The organism is Bacillus sp. NH11B (assembly GCF_001884205.1).
In the GTDB taxonomy this organism is placed as follows: domain Bacteria; phylum Bacillota; class Bacilli; order Bacillales; family Bacillaceae_G; genus Bacillus_A; species Bacillus_A proteolyticus.
In genome coordinates this window covers 15376-35236 of record NZ_MAOG01000132.1, presented here as the reverse complement: position 1 = coordinate 35236, position 19861 = coordinate 15376, and the positions used below count along the sequence as shown (strand labels likewise).

The following is a 19861-nucleotide window of genomic DNA, read 5'->3' as shown; positions in this document are numbered from 1 at the left end:
CCTGCCCCCACCTTTTTTATTTTGATAGTTTCGCAATAGCAGCTTCTAAAATAGTAAGCCCTTCTTCAAGCTGTTCATCCGTTATAACAAGAGGCGGCAAGAAGCGAAGTACGTTACTATAAATACCGGCGCTTATCGTAATGACCCCTTTACTATGCGTTTCCTTCATAATCGCTTTAACTTCTTCCACTGCTGGCTCTTTCGTCTCTTTATTTTTTACAAGCTCAATTGCCGTCATAGCACCAAGGCCCCTAACATCGCCAACTAGTTCATATTTCTCTTTCCAGCTATTAAACACTTCCATCATACGCTCGCCAATTTCTACAGCGCGCTTCACTAAATTCTCTTCTTCGATTACATCTAAAACAGCTAATGCAGCCGCGCAAGCAGCCGGACTTCCTGAGAAAGTACCACCTAATTGACCTGGTCCAGGTGCATCCATCAAATCCGCTCTTCCTGTTATCGCGCTTAGCGGCATGCCAGCAGCGATTGATTTTGAGAAAGTCATTAAATCAGGAGCTACGCCGAAATGATCCATTGCAAATAAACTACCTGTACGAGCAAAACCAGTTTGAATTTCATCCGCAATCATAATGATTCCGTACTTATCACAAATATTCCGGACACCTTGCATGAATGTAGTCGTCGGAACGATAAATCCGCCTTCTCCTTGAAGCGGCTCCAAAATAATCGCAGCAATATTATCACTTGCTACTTCCTCTAACATAAAGCGTTCGAAATACGCTAAAATTTGTGCATCTACTTCTTCTTGTGTTAGCCCTTCGTCAGCGCGGTAATAATACGGATATGGTAATTTATATACCTCTGATGCAAACGGTCCAAATCCATGTTTGTACGGTTTCACCTTACTTGTCAGTGACATCGTCAAAAGTGTACGCCCGTGATATGCACGCTCAAACGAGACAATCGCGCTTCTTCCAGTTGCTTTTCTAGCAATCTTCACCGCATTTTCTACTGCTTCAGCTCCGCTGTTCGCAAACATCGTTTTTTTCTTGAAATCACCTGGCGTTAACTCATTTAGTCTTTCCGCCAATGTAATATAACTTTCATACGGCGCTACATGAAAACAACTATGAATAGAAGATTCCACTTGATCTTGAATCGCCTTTACTACTTTCGGATGACAATGCCCAACATTTTGCATACCAATTCCGCCCGCAAAGTCTATTAATTCGTTACCATCAACATCAGTAATAATCGCGCCTTTTGCTGATTGCACATACAACTCTGTAATATTGTAAGGCCCTTCTGGCACCGCATTTTTTCTTCTTTCGTGTAATATGCTAGATTTTGTAGTTGTAATATCCTTCTTCTCTTTCAACATGGTACATACCCCTTTTCTTATTTTTCTTCTAAACTAACTTCCGAATCTTTTATCATCGTAAAATCATTCAACTTTTGCTTATCTAACTTTCTAACTCTTAGGAAATAACTTATTATTACTAGGATCGTAGCTAGTAACGTCATGTAAAACTGCATACGCATATCTGCTATAAATGCTTGTGAAACAAAGATTGTAACAATCATTAAAAGCGTTGCATATGTGAGATAAGGGAATAACCACATTTTCACTTTCAGCTTGCCAGCCCCTTCTCTTTCCCTCTCTCGTCTTAATATGACATGTGAAACGGCAACGAACATATACATAAGCATCGTTACCCCGCCTGAACTATTCGCTAAAAACGCAAACAGTTTATCAGGAGATATAAATTTCAACATCGCGCAAATAAATGCAAATACGATACTTGCATAGATCGCTACAACCGGCGTCCCTCTACTATTTAATCGTGAAAAACTAGCCGGAGCATCTCCTTTTTTAGCAAGTGAAAATAACATACGCGAACTCGTATATATACCTGAGTTCATAACGGAAAGTAGTGATAGAAAGACAACACCATTCATAATTTCTGCGGCTGCAGGTACTCCTGCCATATTAAATAAACTTGCATACGGAAGTTTTAATAACTCCTTATCCGTCCACGGAATAAACATAACTAAAATCGTTACCGAACCTACGAAGAAAAGCATAAGGCGCCATACAACACTATTAATAGCTCGTATAACATTCTTCTCTGGATTTTCCGATTCCCCGGCTGCAATCGCTGCTACTTCACTTCCTGATAACGAGAAAGAAATAAACACAACGCTCAGTAAAACAGGGAGAATTCCATTCGGGAAGAAACCACCGTGTTCCGTAATAACAGAAAGACTCGGTCTATCCACCCCTGGAACAAGACCAAAAAACATCGAAACGCCTAAAATTAAAAACGCAACAATCGCAATAACTTTAATAAACGCTAACCAATATTCAAACTCACCGTACAGTTTTACTGAATATACATTCGTCATCGTCATTAAAAGAACCATACATAAACTCGCAATCCATGCTGGCACTGAAGGGAACCAATTGTTAATCATCACGCCTAAAAGCACCGCTTCAATTGCGATAATAATGACCCAGTTAAACCAATATAACCACCCAATCGTATACCCTGCCCACGGCCCAATTGCTTTATTCGCATACGTTGCGAAAGAACCGCTATCAGGATTTTCCGCTGCCATTTCTCCTAACATCCGCATCACGAGCACAACCATTAAAGCGCCAATAATATAGGACAAAATCGCTGCTGGACCCGTCGATTGAATAATCGTTCCACTTCCTACAAACAAACCGCCCCCGATAACCCCGCCAATCGAAATCATTGTTATATGCCGAGTTTTCAAATCCTTCTGTAACTCTTTTTTCTCTTTAGCCAAACAATTCACCAGCCCCTCCATTAGCGTGAACGTACACCATACTCCATTGACAACGCTTTCTAAAAATCCCCTCCTACTTTAAGTAAAAAATAAAAAGAGCCAGAAAAACAACGCATACAACTGCATTGAATTTTACTGCCCCTATCCTTATGGCTCGTCCTCCTGCTAAGGAAGTTCAAGTGGAAAGAAGTTGTTCCTCTATTCATTTTCAAAAAGGCATTCGGGCTTACAGGGAGGCTAATCACTGTCATCCGATAATAAGTTAATCATAATACAAATAAACTGAATATTCAATATTAATTTGAGACGAAATTTCCAAACCACCCCAACATATACTGTTCAAAAGCAAAAGGAAGTGGTCTCATGTATTACGGAACAAAAGGCTGGTACGTAGCCGAACTAAAGAAATTAGGTGTTCGTTATTTGGAAGGACGGAAACTAGAAAGCTACCGCGGACACGTATTGCGCAATTTACTAATTGTAGAACAGGAAAAGTTGAAGGAAGAGTAATATACTAACAAAACGATTCCCGGAATCTATCGACTTATCAACTACTTCCAGCAAACGCCCGCTCTAAACGACCAACCAATTACACATCACGCTGCAAGAATGCAAACCAAAAAAGGTCACCCAAATGGGTGACCTTTCTTTCTTATTCACAAACAAGAATTTGTCTAGAAAATGATCCTTTTCTTGTGATACAGCGGTCTGTAATTTCAAATCCCGCTTCATGAATCATGTCGTCCATTGTTTCCATCGTGACAACGACTACTTTTTTTGCAATGCGGCGCGCACTTGAAAGAATCGAGAGTTGATCTTCTGGTGTTGCGTGCGTAAATAGGTCGTACGGCATATCGATAATTGCGACGTCGTAGTTCTCAGTAATTTCTTCAATTGGGCCTTTTGTTACTGTTCCTTCAAATCCGAAATGTGCGATGTTTTTTCTCGTTCCAAGAACTACAAGTGGATTAATATCTCTACCAACGATGTTAATTCCCATAGAAAGTGCTTCTACTACTACTGTTCCAATTCCGCAGCACGGGTCAATTGCTCGTACTCCATCTGGGTTTGGTACAGCGATATTTGCGACAGCTCTAGCAACACGTGTGCTCAGTGATGTCGAATAGCTATGCGGTTTTTTTATGTGATGATACCAAACCGGATCACTTTCTACATAGTGCCCGAAGTACCAGCGTCCTCCAAGAGGAACAATCCCGAATACACGCTCTGGATTACGAACATCAGCTTCTCCTTCAATATGCATGCCGAGGTCTCGTTCAATAAGGCGTCTTTCCCCATATTCAATTTTATTTTCTTTACCAAGATCATTGATTTTAACGAAGATAACTTTGAATGTCGCTCCCGCCAAATCAATTTGTTCCACTTGTTCTAAAATGCTTTCTAAGTCGTCCCCTTCATACATAACCTCAACGCGCTCTTTAATAAACGGACTTCTACTCGGAGCAATCTTGACTTCACTTTTCAAAATATTAACGTGAGACTCCATCCCAAAGAACGAGCGCATTTCCAAGTAACATAAAGCACGTTCCTCTTCTCGAAACGCATACGTATATATACATGCAGGTGTTTTACTATAATTACTCAATCTATTATCATCCTTTATCGTTTTAAATTGTTATGATTACAATTACTCGAATACTATTTATATAAAATTAAATGATATCACATGCCCGAAATAAAGAGAAACCTTTATAATTTGTTTTATAAATAAAAAGAGACTGCCTATTGGCAATCTCTTTTATTTATTAACGGAAAGAAGACACGTTGTTACCCATTTCTTCATAGTAATCTAAAATACCTTGATAAATAGCTTCCGCTGCATTTTGTCTTTGCGCTGGTGTAGCTATTTTATCTGCATCACTTTTATTATCTACAAATGCTAATTCTGCTAATACAGCTGGCATTGTATTTTCTCTAATTACGTATAAATCGCCTTTTTTCACACCACGATCTTTTGTTCCCAGTGCATCTACAAGACGCTCTTGAATTTTTTCTGCTAGTAAACGACTTTCTGATACGTTAGGATTTGTTCCTCTTGCTGTCGCTGATTCATAGTAGAACGTTTCTGTACCTTGTCCATTTTTACTTTCCGTACCATTACCATGGATACTTACAAAGATATCCCCATTATTTTTTTGAGCAAATTCTACACGTTTCTTTAAAGAATCAGAAGCACTTGTTCCTGGACGTGTATCATCTGTACGAGTGAATAACACAGTAAATGGTGTCTTTTTCTCAAATATTTTCTGTAATCGTAATGATACATCTAATACGGTTTGACTTTCTTTCTCATAATAACCTGGATTACCTGAATCCGCTCCACCATGACCTGGATCAATGATAATCGCTTTTCCTTCTAAGAAGTTACCTTGCTTCACTGGATTTAATTGGTTTTTATTAACCCATTGGAAACCAGCGCCCATGCGGATGCGAATCCAGCTATCTTTTTCTTCAATAACAGTTACTTGTTGTGCTTTATGTGTCCCTGCCACTGTAGACGTATGTGAAGCTTCTTGATATGTAGTGAATTCTTGATTAATAGACTCTGTTTTTTCTTGTGATGGTGTCCACTTCTCACCTTTACTTGTTACAACCTTCAACCAACCATCCGCTCTTTGCTCTGTCACTTCAATCATTTGTGGTTTATGTTGAGTGTCAGTAATACCAGATGATAATGATGCTTGATGATATGTAATAAAGTTTCTATTCATATACATTCTTTTCGATGTATTTGTTTTATTTTTATCTGCCATCGCGATGAACTGAGCTGCTTCAGCACGAGTCACAGTACCGTCAGGATTCCAGCCATTTCCTGTACCCATTGAAATCCCTAAAGCTACTAAAATATTAGCTTGTTTCTTACCCCAATGAGGTTCCAAATCTTTAAACTGTGTTGGAAGTTCTCCAATAATTTTCTTATCTAATGAATATGCTTGTACAAGCATAGATGCCATAGATGCACGGTTAATTTGGCTTGATGGATTGAATTTCCCAGTACCATCTCCACTAATTACACCCGCTTTTTCTACCGCAGCAATATATGGTGCTGCCCAATGATCTTGCGAATCTTTAAAAGATGGTTTCGCTTTTGGATCAATTGGTAAACCAAGAACTACCGCTAATATTTTTGCAGCTGATCCTTTATCTACTGCTTCAGATGGAGAAAACGTTCCATCTGGTTTTCCATCAAGTGCTTTTTTCTCTACTAAATAGTCAACCGACTCCTGCGCCCATGTAGGAACATCCGAAAACTTTTTCCCTGCTGCGAAACTACTAACTGGAGACGATAATAAACTTGCGGCTAAAATACCAGCCGCGACTGCACGATACTTCATAAATAATAATACTCCTCTCGAAAATTAACATTTTTAAAACGCATAACCTTAATATACAAATCTTACCAAAAATAAATTAAAAAAAATTAGTGCGCCTCTAGTATTTTATAATACTAGAATTCTATAGTAAACCTACTTTTTTAATATTGTACAATACAATTTATGTAGTTTTTATGCAAAAAAAAGTGGCTGATTCATAGAATCAACCACCCTCTCACTATTCTACTATCATTTCTGATAACACATATGCATAAACAAGTGCTTCTGTATGTACAATCGAGCTTTCATGCGTACGCTCAAATGCGTGAGAAGAATCAATACCAGCTCCAATTAATGCATGTTTCACATCAAATCCAGCGTGAATCGCAGCTGATGCATCTGATCCGTAGTATGGATAAATATCCACTTTATATTCAATAGCGTTCGCTTTCGCCAGTTCAACTAAATGCTTACGTAAAGCATAATGGTATGGACCGCTAGAGTCTTTCGCACAAATGGATACTGTATATTCATCAGATGCTTGTCCGTCACCTAACGCTCCCATATCAACCGCTAAATATTCTACAGTTTCTTCTGGAATGTTTGAGTTACCACCGTACCCAATCTCTTCATTATTAGAAATTAAGAAGTGTGTTGTATACGGTAATGTTACCTTTTCATCTTGCAATCTTTTAATTAATTTTAATAGGATTGCTACACTTACTTTATCGTCTAAATGACGTGATTTTATGTATCCACTCTCTGTAATTTGAACGCGCGGATCAAATGAAACGAAGTCTCCTACTTCAATTCCTAATTCGCGTACTTCATTTGCCGAAGAAACACGCTCATCAATACGTACTTCAATATTTTGCTCATCACGTTTCGCTTCACCTGCATCTTTATATACATGAACAGAAGTTTGATGCATTAAAATTGTACCTGTATACGTCTTACCGCTTGACGTTTCAATTTCGCAATATTCCCCTTCTACAGAGTTCCAGCGAAATCCACCAATCATAGATAGACGAAGACGACCGTCAGGCTTAATTTCTTTCACCATCGCACCTAACGTATCAACGTGTGCAGTTAATAAACGATGCTGATCATCATTCTTTCCTTTAACCGTTAAAATAAGAGCACCTTTATTATTACGCTTCGTCTCTACATTCCACTCACTTACATAGTTTTCAATAAAATTAATAATTTTCGCCGTGTTTCCAGATGGACTTGGAATAGAGACAAGCTCTTTAATTAATTCCATCGTTTCTTTTGCATGATGTGCCATTGTCGTTTCCTCCTCATTTTCTCTACTATTTAGTATAGCGAAATTACGATAAAACCTCTACTCATATAGTTTAATTTTCTAAATTATAGTAAAATTTAGTTTAGTAAGTGAAAAGGAGATACCAAAAATGAATGTAACGAAAAAACATGTACATATTGCACTTATTTGGTTTTTATCATCATTACTATGTTTACAAGTTTCTTATGTCATTCACACTACTACTTCTATTGCAATCGGCTGGACATTAACTGTTATCTTCTTAATCGTTAGCCTAATTGCAGGAAAAAAGCACAGCGCTACCGAGTAAGCTGTGCTTTTTCTATAAAACTACTCTTCCGAAACGTCCATCAAATAAATCCCTCTTGTAAATCCGCCGCGCTCTTCTTCTTTTTGCTTACGAATACGCTCTATATCTTCAATTGTTGCACCTTCTGCGCGCGCTAATGAAACAATAACTTCAAGTGCATCTGCAAGTGAATCTAGCGCATGTTCACGCTCTTTCATTGAAGCAAATTCACGAATTTCTTCTGTACCAATTTTCGCTAACGCTTGTATGTAAGCTTGTCCTGTTAATTTTTGTGCTGTATATGTTTTTCCAGACATTAAAATTTTCTCTGGGACACGATCTCTTACTAATCTGTTATAAGTTGACATCACTTTTCCTCCCACTTTTAATAACACCCGAGCTCTGCTTTATAGAAAAACCACTCTTTTTTTACACAAGCACTTAACATATCAATTCCCGATCCGTGCGCCCTTACTACCGGAAAAAAATAATGCTCTGGTTCTTCTTTCTTATCGCCGTATAAGGTTCGGTACTCATCAGGAATCGCCTCTTTTTTCACATCCCGTTCTTTCTTCACTTCACTTGAGAAAGCGACAGTTGGATGTCCCTCAAAGAATAATGCAGTCCGTACCGCAAGAGATGGTGTACTATGCAAAGCATAATGTAAGTAAAATCATAACGATAACACCGATAATTTTCTTCATTTATTACTCCTAAAAAAAGTGCTAACACAATTATACTAAAATGTGTTAGCACTTTCTTCCCTTTATCTAGAATTAACGGGCAGTAAAACTAATAATCCGCGGGGGATAAACAAATCCCCGCGGATCACAGCTTCACTTTATTCCCCTTTAAATGCTGGTAAACGTTTTTCTAGAAAAGCAGCAATACCTTCTTTATGATCTGCTGTTTGTCTCATCGCATATTGACCACGTTTTTCGAGCTGAAGCGTTTGTTCTAAATTAGAACGATTTACTTCACATAAAATTTGTTTCGTTTGAATCATCGCCTTGATTGGTTTGTGTAACCATTCATTAATTTTTTGCTTCACAGCCGTTTGGAAATCCTCACCGATTACTTCATCAATTAAACCGATATCTAGCGCTTCTGTCGCTGATAATTTCTTCCCTTCCCAAATAATCTGCTTCGTCATATTTTCACCGACGCGCTTTTGAAGGAAGAAATGGCCACCACCATCTGGAATTAAAGCGATTCCAATAAAGTTCATCGCAATAACTGATGATATATCTGCCATAACATAATCAGCTGTTAATGCAATACTTAATCCAAGTCCAGCAGTTGGTCCATGAATCGCACTAATAACAAGCTTTGGCATCGTATATAACGTCACAACGATTTCAGAAATTGTATTCATGATGCCTTCAAACTTACTTTCATCATTACTTGAAAGCATTGATTTAATATCTCCACCCGCAGAAAAACCACGGCCACTGCCGCATAACACAACAACATGAACAGAACTTTCCGCCACTTCTTTCAACTTTTGTAATAACTCTTTTAACGTTGGTTCATCTAATGCATTTAAAACCTCTGGGCGATTGACCATAACCGTTGCTACGCGCCCTTCATATTTCACAACAACAGATTCTGTTTTACTTGTTACTTCCATTATATATACCCCTCTTTTCCACATAAAGATTATACTTCTATAATTATAGAAAGCATGTTAAAAATCCTTCTTTTTTCTTAATTTTCTGTCTAATTTTCTCGTAATTTGTATATATATCCGTATAAAACATACAATTTCGTTAAAAAATATAGAAATTAAAGTCGTTTTATCATTGCTTTTCATCTATTTACCATTGCAATGAAATGGTGTATTCTTAAGTTTGATGCAAAAAACAAACATTGAAATTCATTCACCTTACTATGCCAAAAAAAGGCTTTTATACCCATCTCTCGGGTGTTGAAATAAAGGAATGAAGAAATGGAGGAACATATGGTTACTAAGTTGAAACAAACGGATAACTACTTCCCGCATTTCCTATTGCTATTCATTGTGTTTCAACCAATTTTAGATTTATTAACATCTTTTTCAATCTATGTATTACACATGAGCGCAACAGTTGGAATCGTAGTCCGTTTCGCCTTTATGCTTCTTGCATTAGGTTATCTACTTCTTCATAGAAAACAACATGGGGCGAAAAAGTACATTCTCTATTTATGCCTACTTGGTATCGTGCTAGCAATTGGTCTTGTAAATAATATGATGGTCAAATCTCCAGTTTCATTTGGCGAAGAAGTGAAATTTATTTTAAAAAGCATATATCCAATTGTGCTACTGTTTGGATATATTATCGTCTTTAAAGAGTTAAAAAATAAAGAATATACGTTTCATAAAATCATTACATATTTCTTATATGCAACTTTAATTTTCAGCATCACACTGATTGTTGCAATGCAAACTGGTACAGATTTCCCAAGCTATCCTCACTCAAAGATTGGTTCAAGAGGTTGGTTCTTTGCTGGAAATGATTTAAGTTCTATTTTTGCAATTATGTTCCCAATCGTAGTGTTATATTCGATTCATAAAACAACTTCTTTCTCGAAAATCTATTACTGGATTCCAACAATACTTGCGATGTATGCAAGTATTATGGTCGGAACGAAAGTAGGATATGGTGCAATTGTTCTAACGCTTGGCGTGGCACTTTTATTCTCATTCATTGAATATATGGTTCATCGCAAAAAAGAAGATAAAGGATTCACATATCTCGTAAATACAGTTGTTGTCGCTATTGTTTTGGGAGGTTTAATTGCACTTACACCACATACTCCTATCGCAAAAAATATGGGCATCCACATGCAAATATACGAATACAAAAAATCAGTACAAGAAGAAAAAGATAGAAAAGAAGGAAAAATAATTAAAGAAGATACAGACGCAGAGAAAAAACATGCAAAAGGTGAGCTAACAGACTCCGAGGTCAAAAGTTTAATTTACAGTGATCGCGATAAGTTTTTAAAAGTATACAAACAATACTATAAAGACGCACCACTATCACAAAAATTATTCGGAATGGGCTATGCTGGTAACTATACGGTTAAAATTAAATTAATCGAAATGGACTTCCACGATCTATTCTTTGCATTCGGAATCGTCGGCTTCCTTATTTACTTAATACCGCTTCTATACTTCGGTATTAAATTATTCATTCGCGTCATAACAAACTTTAAGAAAATAATAACCGTGAAATATATGCTACTAGCTAGCACCGTTGTACTATCACTTGGAATCGGCTTTATGTCCGGCCACGTATTAACAGCGCCGTCCGTTAGTATTTTCTTCGTTGTTATACTCGCTTACTTAATTGTTGATTTAGAAGCGGAATAAATGAAGCAGCCATCAGATCTCGGTGGCTGCTTCATCTTTTTTATACAGTTTACTCAGCAAAGACTAGACCACATTTATGACCTATTTTTTATTGAAAAGACGCTCGAATCTGCTCTAACACCTCATCAATATTATCCTTCGTAATAACAATACCGAAATCTTTCGGGACGTTGCTATCTTCTTCATTCACAACTTTATGCGCGATTAACTTTCCTATTTCCGGTCTGAAATGATGCCCATCCATATAGTTGTCTAAATTCGTTGTAACGGAATTAAGATACATGAAATGATGAACTTCTCCAAATACATCTACAGCGTCATGAAGCCATCTTTTATAATCTTCCCATCGCCCTGATTGAACCATCGTACGGAATAGTGGCTCTGAAACAGGCGTTGTAAAAATATAAAACTTCGTGTTCGGATTATGAGCCTTTACTCTTCCTAATATTTCTTTCATATTTTGATACTCATAATTCCCGCCATAAATCTCTTTACTAAACTTATCTACTTGCGCTGTAATTTGCGCATCACGCTCTTCTTTCGTATAATCACGCATCGACTTTACATTCTCTCGATTGTACCGATCAATAGCCGTATTATGATGGATAGAGTTTTCAATTGTATTCTTTGAATAAGTAATCCCGTCCATACTTACATACGATTTAATCGGATACAATAAACTTTGCGCCTGATTAATATACACTTCTGGTTTATCAAAACCAATTTCCCTATTTTTGTTCGTTCCAAGGAAATCTAAACCAAGTACAATAGACGCGAGTTCACTACCTTTTTGTTCTTTTGCATATTCAATATATGCATCATACTCACGCGGGTCTGTACTACTTACTGCATAATTAAATGCGTTTAACCCGGTGAAGTCATTCTCATTAATAAAAGTTGTTCTACTACTTCCAAGTATAACTCCATCATATGTAAACGGACGGTATGTTATATAATTCGTTTTCTGCTGTCTCTCGTTAAACCCAAACTGAACATCATTCCACTTATTTTTATGCGGGAATAACCAAAGTGAATCTATATAGCTATTAAATATCCCGACACCTATAAGAGGAACAAAAACACATACAAAGACGAAAATAAGCCACTGTTTGTTTTTCATATTCTCCACCTAGAAATTAAAGTATAAAAACTCACTAATACTCGTTAAATGTAACACGCTATATACGAGCAATATTGCAGTAAATAAAGCGGTCCATACATTTGGACGGAATGAATCTTTTAACTGAATTGAATTTTTTAAGAAGAAACTAATACATAACGCCCCGAAAATATACGCTACCATTTTCGGATCTAATAAAGAGACATGGTACCCTTCTGTAAATGAAACACCGTACTCTTTTAAAAATTGTAACCTCTCTATTATAAATGATGGGAATACACTATTTGCTAATTCGATTCCATTTAGTCCGAACATTCCTTTTAACACTTTCACCGCATCATGCATAGATGTTGCCCTAAAGAACACCCACGTTATATTAATGAAGAAAAACGTAACGAGCCAACCAGCAAAGGCTGGCATACGTCCTCCTGCTTTACTCCATAAGCGGTGAATAACAGATGCCAAACCGTGCAAGAATCCCCAAAAAATAAATGTCCAACCAGCTCCATGCCAAAGTCCACTTATTAAAAATACAATCATAATATTTACGTATGTACGCGTAATCCCTTTTCGATTTCCTCCTAGAGAAATGTATACGTACTTCGTTAAAAACTGGCTAAGCGTCATATGCCAACGATGCCAAAAATCTTGTATATTCACTGCTTTATACGGTGAATTAAAGTTTTGAGGTAATTTAATATTAAACATTAAAGCGATTCCAATTGCCATATCACTATATCCACTAAAATCAAAATACAATTGGAACGTAAACGCTAACGACGTAAGCCATGCTTCAACAAATGTTAATGATTGCTGCACATCAAACCCTTCATGTACAAGGGGTGATAATACATCTGCAATACCTACCTTCTTGAAAATACCAACTGCAAATACGAATATACCAAGAACGATATACTTCGATTGCCAGTTCTTTTTACTATCATCAGCAAACTGCGGCATAATTTGCGCATGATGCACAATCGGTCCTGCAATCAGCTGCGGGAAAAATGTTACAAACAATGCGTAATCAAGAAAATGACATGCCTTCGTTTCCCCGCGATACGTATCTACTAAAAATGCGATCTTTTGAAACGTATAGAAACTAATCGCAAGTGGTAACGTTAAAGATAATAATGTAAAATGAGTTCCAAATAATGAATTCACATTTTGTAAGAAGAAATCATAATACTTAAAATAACTAAGCATTCCTATATTAAATATTAATCCTACCGTTAAAAGAAGTTTACTCTTTTGTTTCACGAGCCTCATTCCGATAAAATAATTCACAATGAGCGACACTAACATAAGCGGTAAATATTTCACATTCCAATAACTATAGAAAAATAAAGAGGCCGCAACGAGCCAAGCTTTCGCTAATGTAGCATGTCCAAATTTATTTAATAGAAAATATAAAAGAAATGCTATCGGTAAAAATAAAAAAATAAACTCAAATGAGTTAAATAACACACCATCTCTTCCCTTCTAAACAAATCACACCTTATTCATCTTATCTTATCCAAATAGTGAGTGTCAAAAGGATTCCGCACCGCTTTTCTTCTATTATATATAATAATCATTTTAATCGAATTATTAACATGATAAAATATTAAAGGCACTTTTATACAAAAAAATATATAATAGAAATGTCGGTTTTTTGCACGAAATGTATCTTTGAAAAAAGTGAGGAGAATCCTTTGGTATTTAGTAGTTCTGTTTTCTTATTTATCTTTTTACCTCTCGTATTATTTTTCTATTTTATAGTGCGTGCCGAGCTACGTAATTTCGTATTACTTGCATTTAGTTTAATTTTCTATGCATGGGGAGAACCACGTTTCGTTCTTTTAATGCTCTTTTCTATTGTATTAAACTATTGCTTCGGCCTACTCGTGCATCATTATGATAAACGAAAAAATATGAAAGTCACATTTTTAATTATGGCTGTGGTCGGGAATATTTTATTACTTTCTTATTTTAAATATATTTCATTTTTCACAGACATTTTAAACAACGCTTTACATTTATCTATCCAGGTGGAACCTATTCCACTACCAATTGGGATTTCATTTTATACATTCCAAGCGATGTCCTATGTCATCGATATATATCGTAAAGACGGGGATGTTCAAAAGAATCCACTTAACTTAGCACTATATATTTCTATTTTCCCGCAGCTTATTGCCGGACCAATCGTTCGTTACAATATCGTTGCTGAACAAATTAAAACGCGTATCCATTCTTTTGAAAAATTTACAGAAGGTCTACAAATTTTCATTCTAGGATTAGCGAAAAAAATATTAATCGCCAACCAGGTCGGATTTGTCGCAGATAAAATCTTCGCCTTACCGCCGTCTGAAATAAGCGCTGGAACAGCTTGGATCGGGATTATCGCCTATACACTTCAAATCTATTTCGATTTCTCAGGATACTCCGATATGGCAATTGGACTTGGAAAAATGTTCGGATTTGATTTCCCGAAAAACTTCAATTATCCGTACATCTCGAAATCTATTTCAGAATTTTGGAGAAGATGGCATATTACACTAGGCTCTTGGTTCCGCGACTATATATACATTCCGCTCGGCGGAAATCGTGTTTCAAAACTAGCAAATTACCGTAACCTCTTCATCGTATGGGGATTAACCGGTTTATGGCATGGAGCAAGCTGGACATTTATTGCCTGGGGCTTATATTACGGCTTTATTATTTCCATCGAAAAAGCTGGATTCGAGAAAATATTAAATAAGCTATGGAAGCCATTGCAACATGCATATGTACTAATTATCGTTATGATCGGTTGGGTCTTCTTCCGGGCTGATAACTTCGCTTACTCGTTCCAATATTTAAAGGCGATGTTTGGCGTAGGGGGGCAATCTTTCATCGATGACAACACAATGCTATATATACATGAATACATTGTCATATTTATCATTGCCTTTATCGCAGCGACACCAATTTTGAAACGTGCTAAAAACATATTAGAGCTCGCGCCAAAAACATATACGTTCTGGATGCAAGTTGTACGTCCAATATTATTACTAACATTATTTATGCTTTCGATTATGTATTTAATTAATTCGACATATAATCCATTTATTTATTTCAGGTTTTAACTTATCCCGCTATTCGCCGGGCCACCCGATTGGTTAAGGCTGATAATGAGTGGGGAATGAACAAAACCCCCACTCATTAAAGTTTCACTTTATATAGGAAGGAAAAGTTATTATGAAAAAATTGGGGAACATCGTCCTATTTATCGGTTTTCTCACCATTATCTTTTCATTTGGCATATTATCGCTTCTCAAAACTGACCGAGCAGTTTCGCCCGTTGAAAATCGTCCGCTCGCTCAAAAACCAGCTCTTACAAAAGAAGCTCTAGCAAATGGTAGTTTCTTCAAAGACTTTGAGACATATACAAACGATCAATTAATCGGAAGAGATGATCTCATAAAAAACTATACACTTACCCAAATTAAAATGGGCAAGTCTCTCATTAACGATATTATTCTAACTGATGATAAATGGCTTCTAAAAAACCCTGCTTGGACTACAAAATATAATGAGATTGACCAAGCTATGCCAGCTGTAACAGACTTATCTCAGTTTTTAAAAGAACAAAACGTTGAGTTTTACTTTGCTTTACCACCGTCAAAAACGAATGCATTATCATTTAAATTACCTTCCCATATTCACACATATGCACAGGAAAATTTAAATTATTTTCTAACGAAACTTCCAGCGGACGTAAAACCAATTAAACTCATGGATTATTTTAAACAAAACTATACAAATGAAGAAATACAAAGTATGTACTTCAAAACAGACCATCACTGGAATATGGATGGTGCATTCTTAGGCTATCAATATATAATGAACACAATCACGCAACAATCTTCTATATATAAAGGAAAAGAAATAAAAAAAGAAGATTATACTCGTACGTGCGCTCCAAATAAACATCTAGTCGGAAGCTTTAACAACCAGCTATACCAACTAATCGATGCAACTGGAGAAAAACTATGCTACTACACACCAAAAGACGGCTTCAACTTTACGAGCGTAGCCGCAAAAGATGTAAACGGCACCATATATCGCACATTAGATGAACTATATGGCATAGAAAAACAAAAAGACACAACATCATACGCCGGCTATTACGCAAACGACTATCCAGAAATCGTCATCGAAAATAACAATGCACCAAATGATGTACGAGCTTTAGTCCTAAAAGACTCATTCGCAAACGCAATCGTGCCTCATTTAGCACAAAACTTCAATCACACATCCATTCTCGACCTTCGTCACTATCACGAAAAGGATGTATATCAATACATTAAAGACAACAACATTAACATGGTATTGTTTGTGTATAGTGATTCGAATTTGAGTGGTGAGATGTTTAAGTTTAAGAATTAAAAGAAGCCTCTTGTACATGTACAAGAGGCTTCTTTGTATTAAACAGATGATAAAAAAATCAGTGGAGATGAATCCCCACTGATTTTTCATTCTATCTATAATCGAATTATAGATTTGGGTTGTTAAGCACGCTCACGTGTACAGCTTGTGAACCGATTTCGCTTGTTACAACGTCTTTATCACCTAATACTTTGAATACTAATGTACCTTTGTCAGTGTACTTAGTAGTTAAAGTGTTGTAGATGTCTGCACTGAAGTTTGGAAGTGCAGAATCACTTGTTTGAGATACTGTTACATGACCAAGCTCTTGATCGAATATATCGAAGTGAGCATTGCCATTTGTATCAAGGTAAAGTTTACCTTGGTCGTTACCAGATTTTACAACACGTACTTTATGTTGTGTTTCTTTCGTTAAGTTAATACCTTTAACGATATCATCATAGTTACTTCCTTCAAGTTCTAACACAGTACCGATGTTAATTTTCTTCTCAACGAAGTTTACTGTTTGAACTGGTTTGAAGTTTACAGATTTAATAGCGATTTTCTCTTGAACGATTTCGATTGTCGCTTTACCAGCAGTTGCACCATTTTTCGTTAAGTGGATATCAACTTTACCTGGAGTTTTACCCGTAACAACAACTTTATTTCCAACAATTTTAGCTTCAGCTACTGCTGGATTTTTAGACTCAACTACATAACCTTCTAAGTTTTCAGGATCAGAGTATACGCGATCTGAAGTGTACTTAGATAATTGATATTCAACTTTGTTAGAAACATTTAGGTCAAGTTTTGTGTCAGGTGATGCACCGTAGTTACCTACTTTAGATACAAGTTCAAAGTTTTTGAATGCAACGTTACCTTCTGTTACGTTCACATATAATGAACCTAAAGTGTCACCGTTAGCATTTTGGAAGTGAACTGTGCCTTCGCCAACTTCGTTACCTGTAACACCAATAGTTTTTGTACCGATTGAACCAGAGTCAGTTGTTACTACATCTAATCCACCTTCTGCAACTACACCTGTTTTCGGAAGAGCTTCTTTAATTGCAGCTGTGTTAGCACCAAATGGATCGCCATATTGGTCAGTTGTTACGAATGTAACAGGTAATGTTTTATTTTGAACAACTTGTAATTTGTCTGGATTAGCTTTTACTGATACTAATTTACGAGAATCAGTCGTTACTTTAAATTTAACATCTTTCGTAACGTCGCCTACTTTAATAGTAAGTGTAGCTTCACCAGCAGCCTCAGCTGTAATGTAGTTGTTTACTACAGAGATAATACCGTGATTTGAAGACTTAATGCTAATTGAGTTTGGATCAACTACTTTATCTTCTCCAGCAATTGTAGCAACTACATTATGGATTTGTGCTTTTTCACCAACTACTAACGTTTGGCTGTTTAGCTTGAAGTCTTTTCCAGTAAGTGTATTACCGTATACGACACCGTTTTTATCCGCATCTACCGCAAATGCAGTATTTTTAATTGCAGAAGCTGGTGTATCAAGGTTTTTCACTGTAATAATACCAGTGTTAGACACTGTTAAACCACCGCGTTTTGTAACTTGTACTTCTACTTTATAGTCACCGTGTGAAAGACCAACACCAAGTTTACCTGTAGAAGAAGTTGCCTTTCCATCCTCAAAAATGTATGCTGGTGAACCATCTAAGTTATTTGCTACAAATTTGACGTCATGATTTGCTAAGTTTAAGTATTCAACATCAGCGTTACCTTTTTCGTCATTTAATTTAAAGGCAACTGCTTGACCAGAACGATCATCATCAAATGTTAATTTTTCTACAGCTAATTTTTTAACTTCGTATACGAATTTCGCTACGAATGATTGATTTTTCACTTTTACAGTAAGATCTTTATTTGGAGCTACTTTACCACCAAGTGTTACAGTTGCAGAAGTACCGTCAGCACTTGCTTCAATCGCAACAGCTTTGTCTCCTTCAAGAGTTACATCATCAGCAGAAAGTTTATCTAAGCCAGTTCCTGTTAATGTTAATTTCGTTGGTTCAGAAATTTTCACATCAGTTACATATGCTTGTGAATTATCTTTTTTTCCATATTTTTTATCTGTTAATGCAATAAATTGAGCTGCTTCTGCACGAGATACAGCTTTATCTGGCTCCCATTTGCTGCCAGTACCTACAGAGATTCCAAGATTAATTAGGATGTTAGCTTTTTCTTCACCCCAATGATCTCTTATGTCATCAAATGTTGTAACTAACTCGCCGTTAACTTTATCTTTTAAGTTATAAGCATTTACTAGCATAGAAGCGAAAGAAGCACGATCGATTTTGCCGTTTGGATAGAAGTTTTCTTTTCCATCACCTTTAACAATACCTGCTTTTTCAACTGCTGCGATATATTTTGAAGACCAAATATTTTTAGCATCTTTGAAAGATGGTTGAGCATTTTCATCAACTGGTAATCCTAAAATTTTAGTGAAAATTACTGCTGCAGAAGAACGATCGATTGATTCAGCTGGACCAAATGTACCATCTGGTTTACCAACAATTGCGCCTTTTTCTACTAAATAATTAATAGAAGCTTCTGCCCAATCACCTGCTGGAACATCCGGGAATGATTTACCTGCTGCTGCTACTGGAGATACAACTCCTGCTACCATTGCTGCTGTCATTGTACCTGCGATTAGCTTTTTGTAAGAGTTAGTCTTTGCCATTTTATAATTTTCCTCCTTCAGGAATATGCTACTAGTTTCATATCATATGTAATTTGAAAACTAGCTAGTTAGAAAAGCCATAAAACAATAAAACGCATTAACAAAAATATAAAATACCATAAGAAAAGTAGTTCATAAAATGATACAAACCGATAAATGTAAATATAAGGTTTAAATACCATTTTTTGAAACAAGTTCATCATACTATACAAAACCATTCGTTATCAAGAACTTTCTCAAAAGAAGATTCGACATATTCTGATAATTCAGTCTTTTAATCGTATTATTTAGATATCAATAATACCAAAATATAGAAATGAACAAACTGTTTTTCTATAAATCACTCTCACTGCGCTTCGTATATTTTTCATATCGAATACACAATTGGAATTATAGCATATATTTCCACTTCGTCGCCTAAATGTTTTTTACAATAAATGCAATTTTCAGACTACAATCGACTTAAATTATTATAATTCGACATTCCTTTCTTTCTTTCGAATGTTTTTTCAGCGAAAAATGATGAAGATTTACAAAATATTTACATATTAATGGGGTGTTTTTCCATTTTTGAAAACGCTGTCAATTTGTTTC

At 36.2% G+C, this 19861-nt stretch carries 14 protein-coding genes and 2 pseudogenes; 5 read left to right on the top strand and 11 right to left on the bottom strand.

The window, feature by feature from the left end; translation table 11 throughout:
- Window positions 1-16 precede the first annotated feature (16 nt).
- Both gabT and BAU27_RS24625 read right to left on the bottom strand, forming a co-directional pair.
- Entirely contained in the window at window positions 17-1345 is a 1329-nt protein-coding gene (gene gabT / locus BAU27_RS24630; protein ID WP_071772266.1) for a 4-aminobutyrate--2-oxoglutarate transaminase, read from the bottom strand.
- Window positions 1346-1362: 17 nt separating this feature from the next.
- On the bottom strand, window positions 1363-2787 hold the full coding sequence (locus BAU27_RS24625) for an amino acid permease (protein ID WP_083596147.1): 1425 nt from the start codon (window positions 2785-2787) through the stop codon (window positions 1363-1365).
- Window positions 2788-3073: 286 nt separating this feature from the next.
- On the opposite strand from BAU27_RS24625, the pseudogene BAU27_RS24620 reads away from it, so the two are divergent.
- Window positions 3074-3288, top strand: a pseudogene (locus BAU27_RS24620) (YflJ family protein).
- 142 nt (window positions 3289-3430) lie between these two features.
- On the opposite strand, the gene BAU27_RS24615 reads toward BAU27_RS24620, so the two are convergent.
- The 3 genes from BAU27_RS24615 to BAU27_RS24605 form a co-directional block, all read right to left on the bottom strand.
- A complete protein-coding gene (locus tag BAU27_RS24615; RefSeq protein ID WP_002116583.1) occupies window positions 3431-4384 on the bottom strand; it encodes a TRM11 family SAM-dependent methyltransferase in 954 nt (317 codons plus the stop codon).
- A gap of 160 nt (window positions 4385-4544) precedes the next feature.
- Entirely contained in the window at window positions 4545-6134 is a 1590-nt protein-coding gene (locus tag BAU27_RS24610; protein ID WP_071747962.1) for an N-acetylmuramoyl-L-alanine amidase, read from the bottom strand.
- 217 nt (window positions 6135-6351) lie between these two features.
- Window positions 6352-7401, bottom strand: coding sequence for a M42 family metallopeptidase (locus BAU27_RS24605; RefSeq protein ID WP_071747963.1), 1050 nt, complete (start codon window positions 7399-7401; stop codon window positions 6352-6354).
- A 127-nt stretch (window positions 7402-7528) separates the two neighbouring features.
- Between BAU27_RS24605 and BAU27_RS24600 the strand changes: the two genes are divergently transcribed.
- A complete protein-coding gene (locus BAU27_RS24600) occupies window positions 7529-7708 on the top strand; it encodes a hypothetical protein (RefSeq protein ID WP_071772265.1) in 180 nt (59 codons plus the stop codon).
- A 20-nt stretch (window positions 7709-7728) separates the two neighbouring features.
- On the opposite strand, the gene BAU27_RS24595 is transcribed toward BAU27_RS24600, so the two are convergent.
- The 3 genes and pseudogenes from BAU27_RS24595 to BAU27_RS24585 all read right to left on the bottom strand — a co-directional run bounded on the left by BAU27_RS24595 (window position 7729) and on the right by BAU27_RS24585 (window position 9317).
- A complete protein-coding gene (locus BAU27_RS24595) occupies window positions 7729-8055 on the bottom strand; it encodes a nucleoside triphosphate pyrophosphohydrolase (RefSeq protein WP_002159106.1) in 327 nt (108 codons plus the stop codon).
- A gap of 17 nt (window positions 8056-8072) precedes the next feature.
- Window positions 8073-8391 (bottom strand): annotated as a pseudogene (locus BAU27_RS24590) (hypothetical protein).
- Between the two features lie 137 nt (window positions 8392-8528).
- On the bottom strand, window positions 8529-9317 hold the full coding sequence (locus BAU27_RS24585) for an enoyl-CoA hydratase (RefSeq protein ID WP_071747965.1): 789 nt from the start codon (window positions 9315-9317) through the stop codon (window positions 8529-8531).
- A 330-nt stretch (window positions 9318-9647) separates the two neighbouring features.
- Here BAU27_RS24585 and BAU27_RS24580 point away from each other — a divergent pair, with 330 nt between their 5' ends.
- The gene (locus BAU27_RS24580) at window positions 9648-11042 is read left to right on the top strand and encodes an O-antigen ligase family protein (protein WP_071772264.1); all 1395 of its coding nucleotides are present in this window, start codon (window positions 9648-9650) and stop codon (window positions 11040-11042) included.
- A gap of 88 nt (window positions 11043-11130) precedes the next feature.
- Here BAU27_RS24580 and BAU27_RS24575 read toward each other — a convergent pair whose 3' ends face one another.
- Together BAU27_RS24575 and BAU27_RS24570 are read right to left on the bottom strand one after the other, a co-directional pair.
- Complete coding sequence (locus BAU27_RS24575; RefSeq protein WP_071772263.1) at window positions 11131-12162, bottom strand: hypothetical protein; 1032 nt, start codon at window positions 12160-12162, stop codon at window positions 11131-11133.
- A 9-nt stretch (window positions 12163-12171) separates the two neighbouring features.
- Window positions 12172-13629: an MBOAT family O-acyltransferase gene (locus tag BAU27_RS24570; protein WP_071772262.1), complete on the bottom strand. Its 1458-nt coding sequence runs from the start codon at window positions 13627-13629 to the stop codon at window positions 12172-12174.
- 227 nt (window positions 13630-13856) lie between these two features.
- Between BAU27_RS24570 and BAU27_RS24565 the strand changes: the two genes are divergently transcribed.
- Window positions 13857-15272 carry an MBOAT family O-acyltransferase gene (locus tag BAU27_RS24565; protein WP_071772261.1) on the top strand — a complete coding sequence of 472 codons (1416 nt, stop codon included), beginning with the start codon at window positions 13857-13859 and terminating at the stop codon, window positions 15270-15272.
- Between the two features lie 112 nt (window positions 15273-15384).
- Window positions 15385-16575 (top strand): secondary cell wall polysaccharide O-acetyltransferase PatB1, encoded by a 1191-nt coding sequence (gene patB1, locus BAU27_RS24560; RefSeq protein WP_071772260.1) that lies wholly within the window; start codon window positions 15385-15387, stop codon window positions 16573-16575.
- A 106-nt stretch (window positions 16576-16681) separates the two neighbouring features.
- Here the strand turns inward: patB1 and BAU27_RS24555 are convergent, their stop codons facing one another.
- Window positions 16682-19267, bottom strand: coding sequence for an S-layer homology domain-containing protein (locus tag BAU27_RS24555; protein WP_071772259.1), 2586 nt, complete (start codon window positions 19265-19267; stop codon window positions 16682-16684).
- Window positions 19268-19861 lie beyond the last annotated feature (594 nt).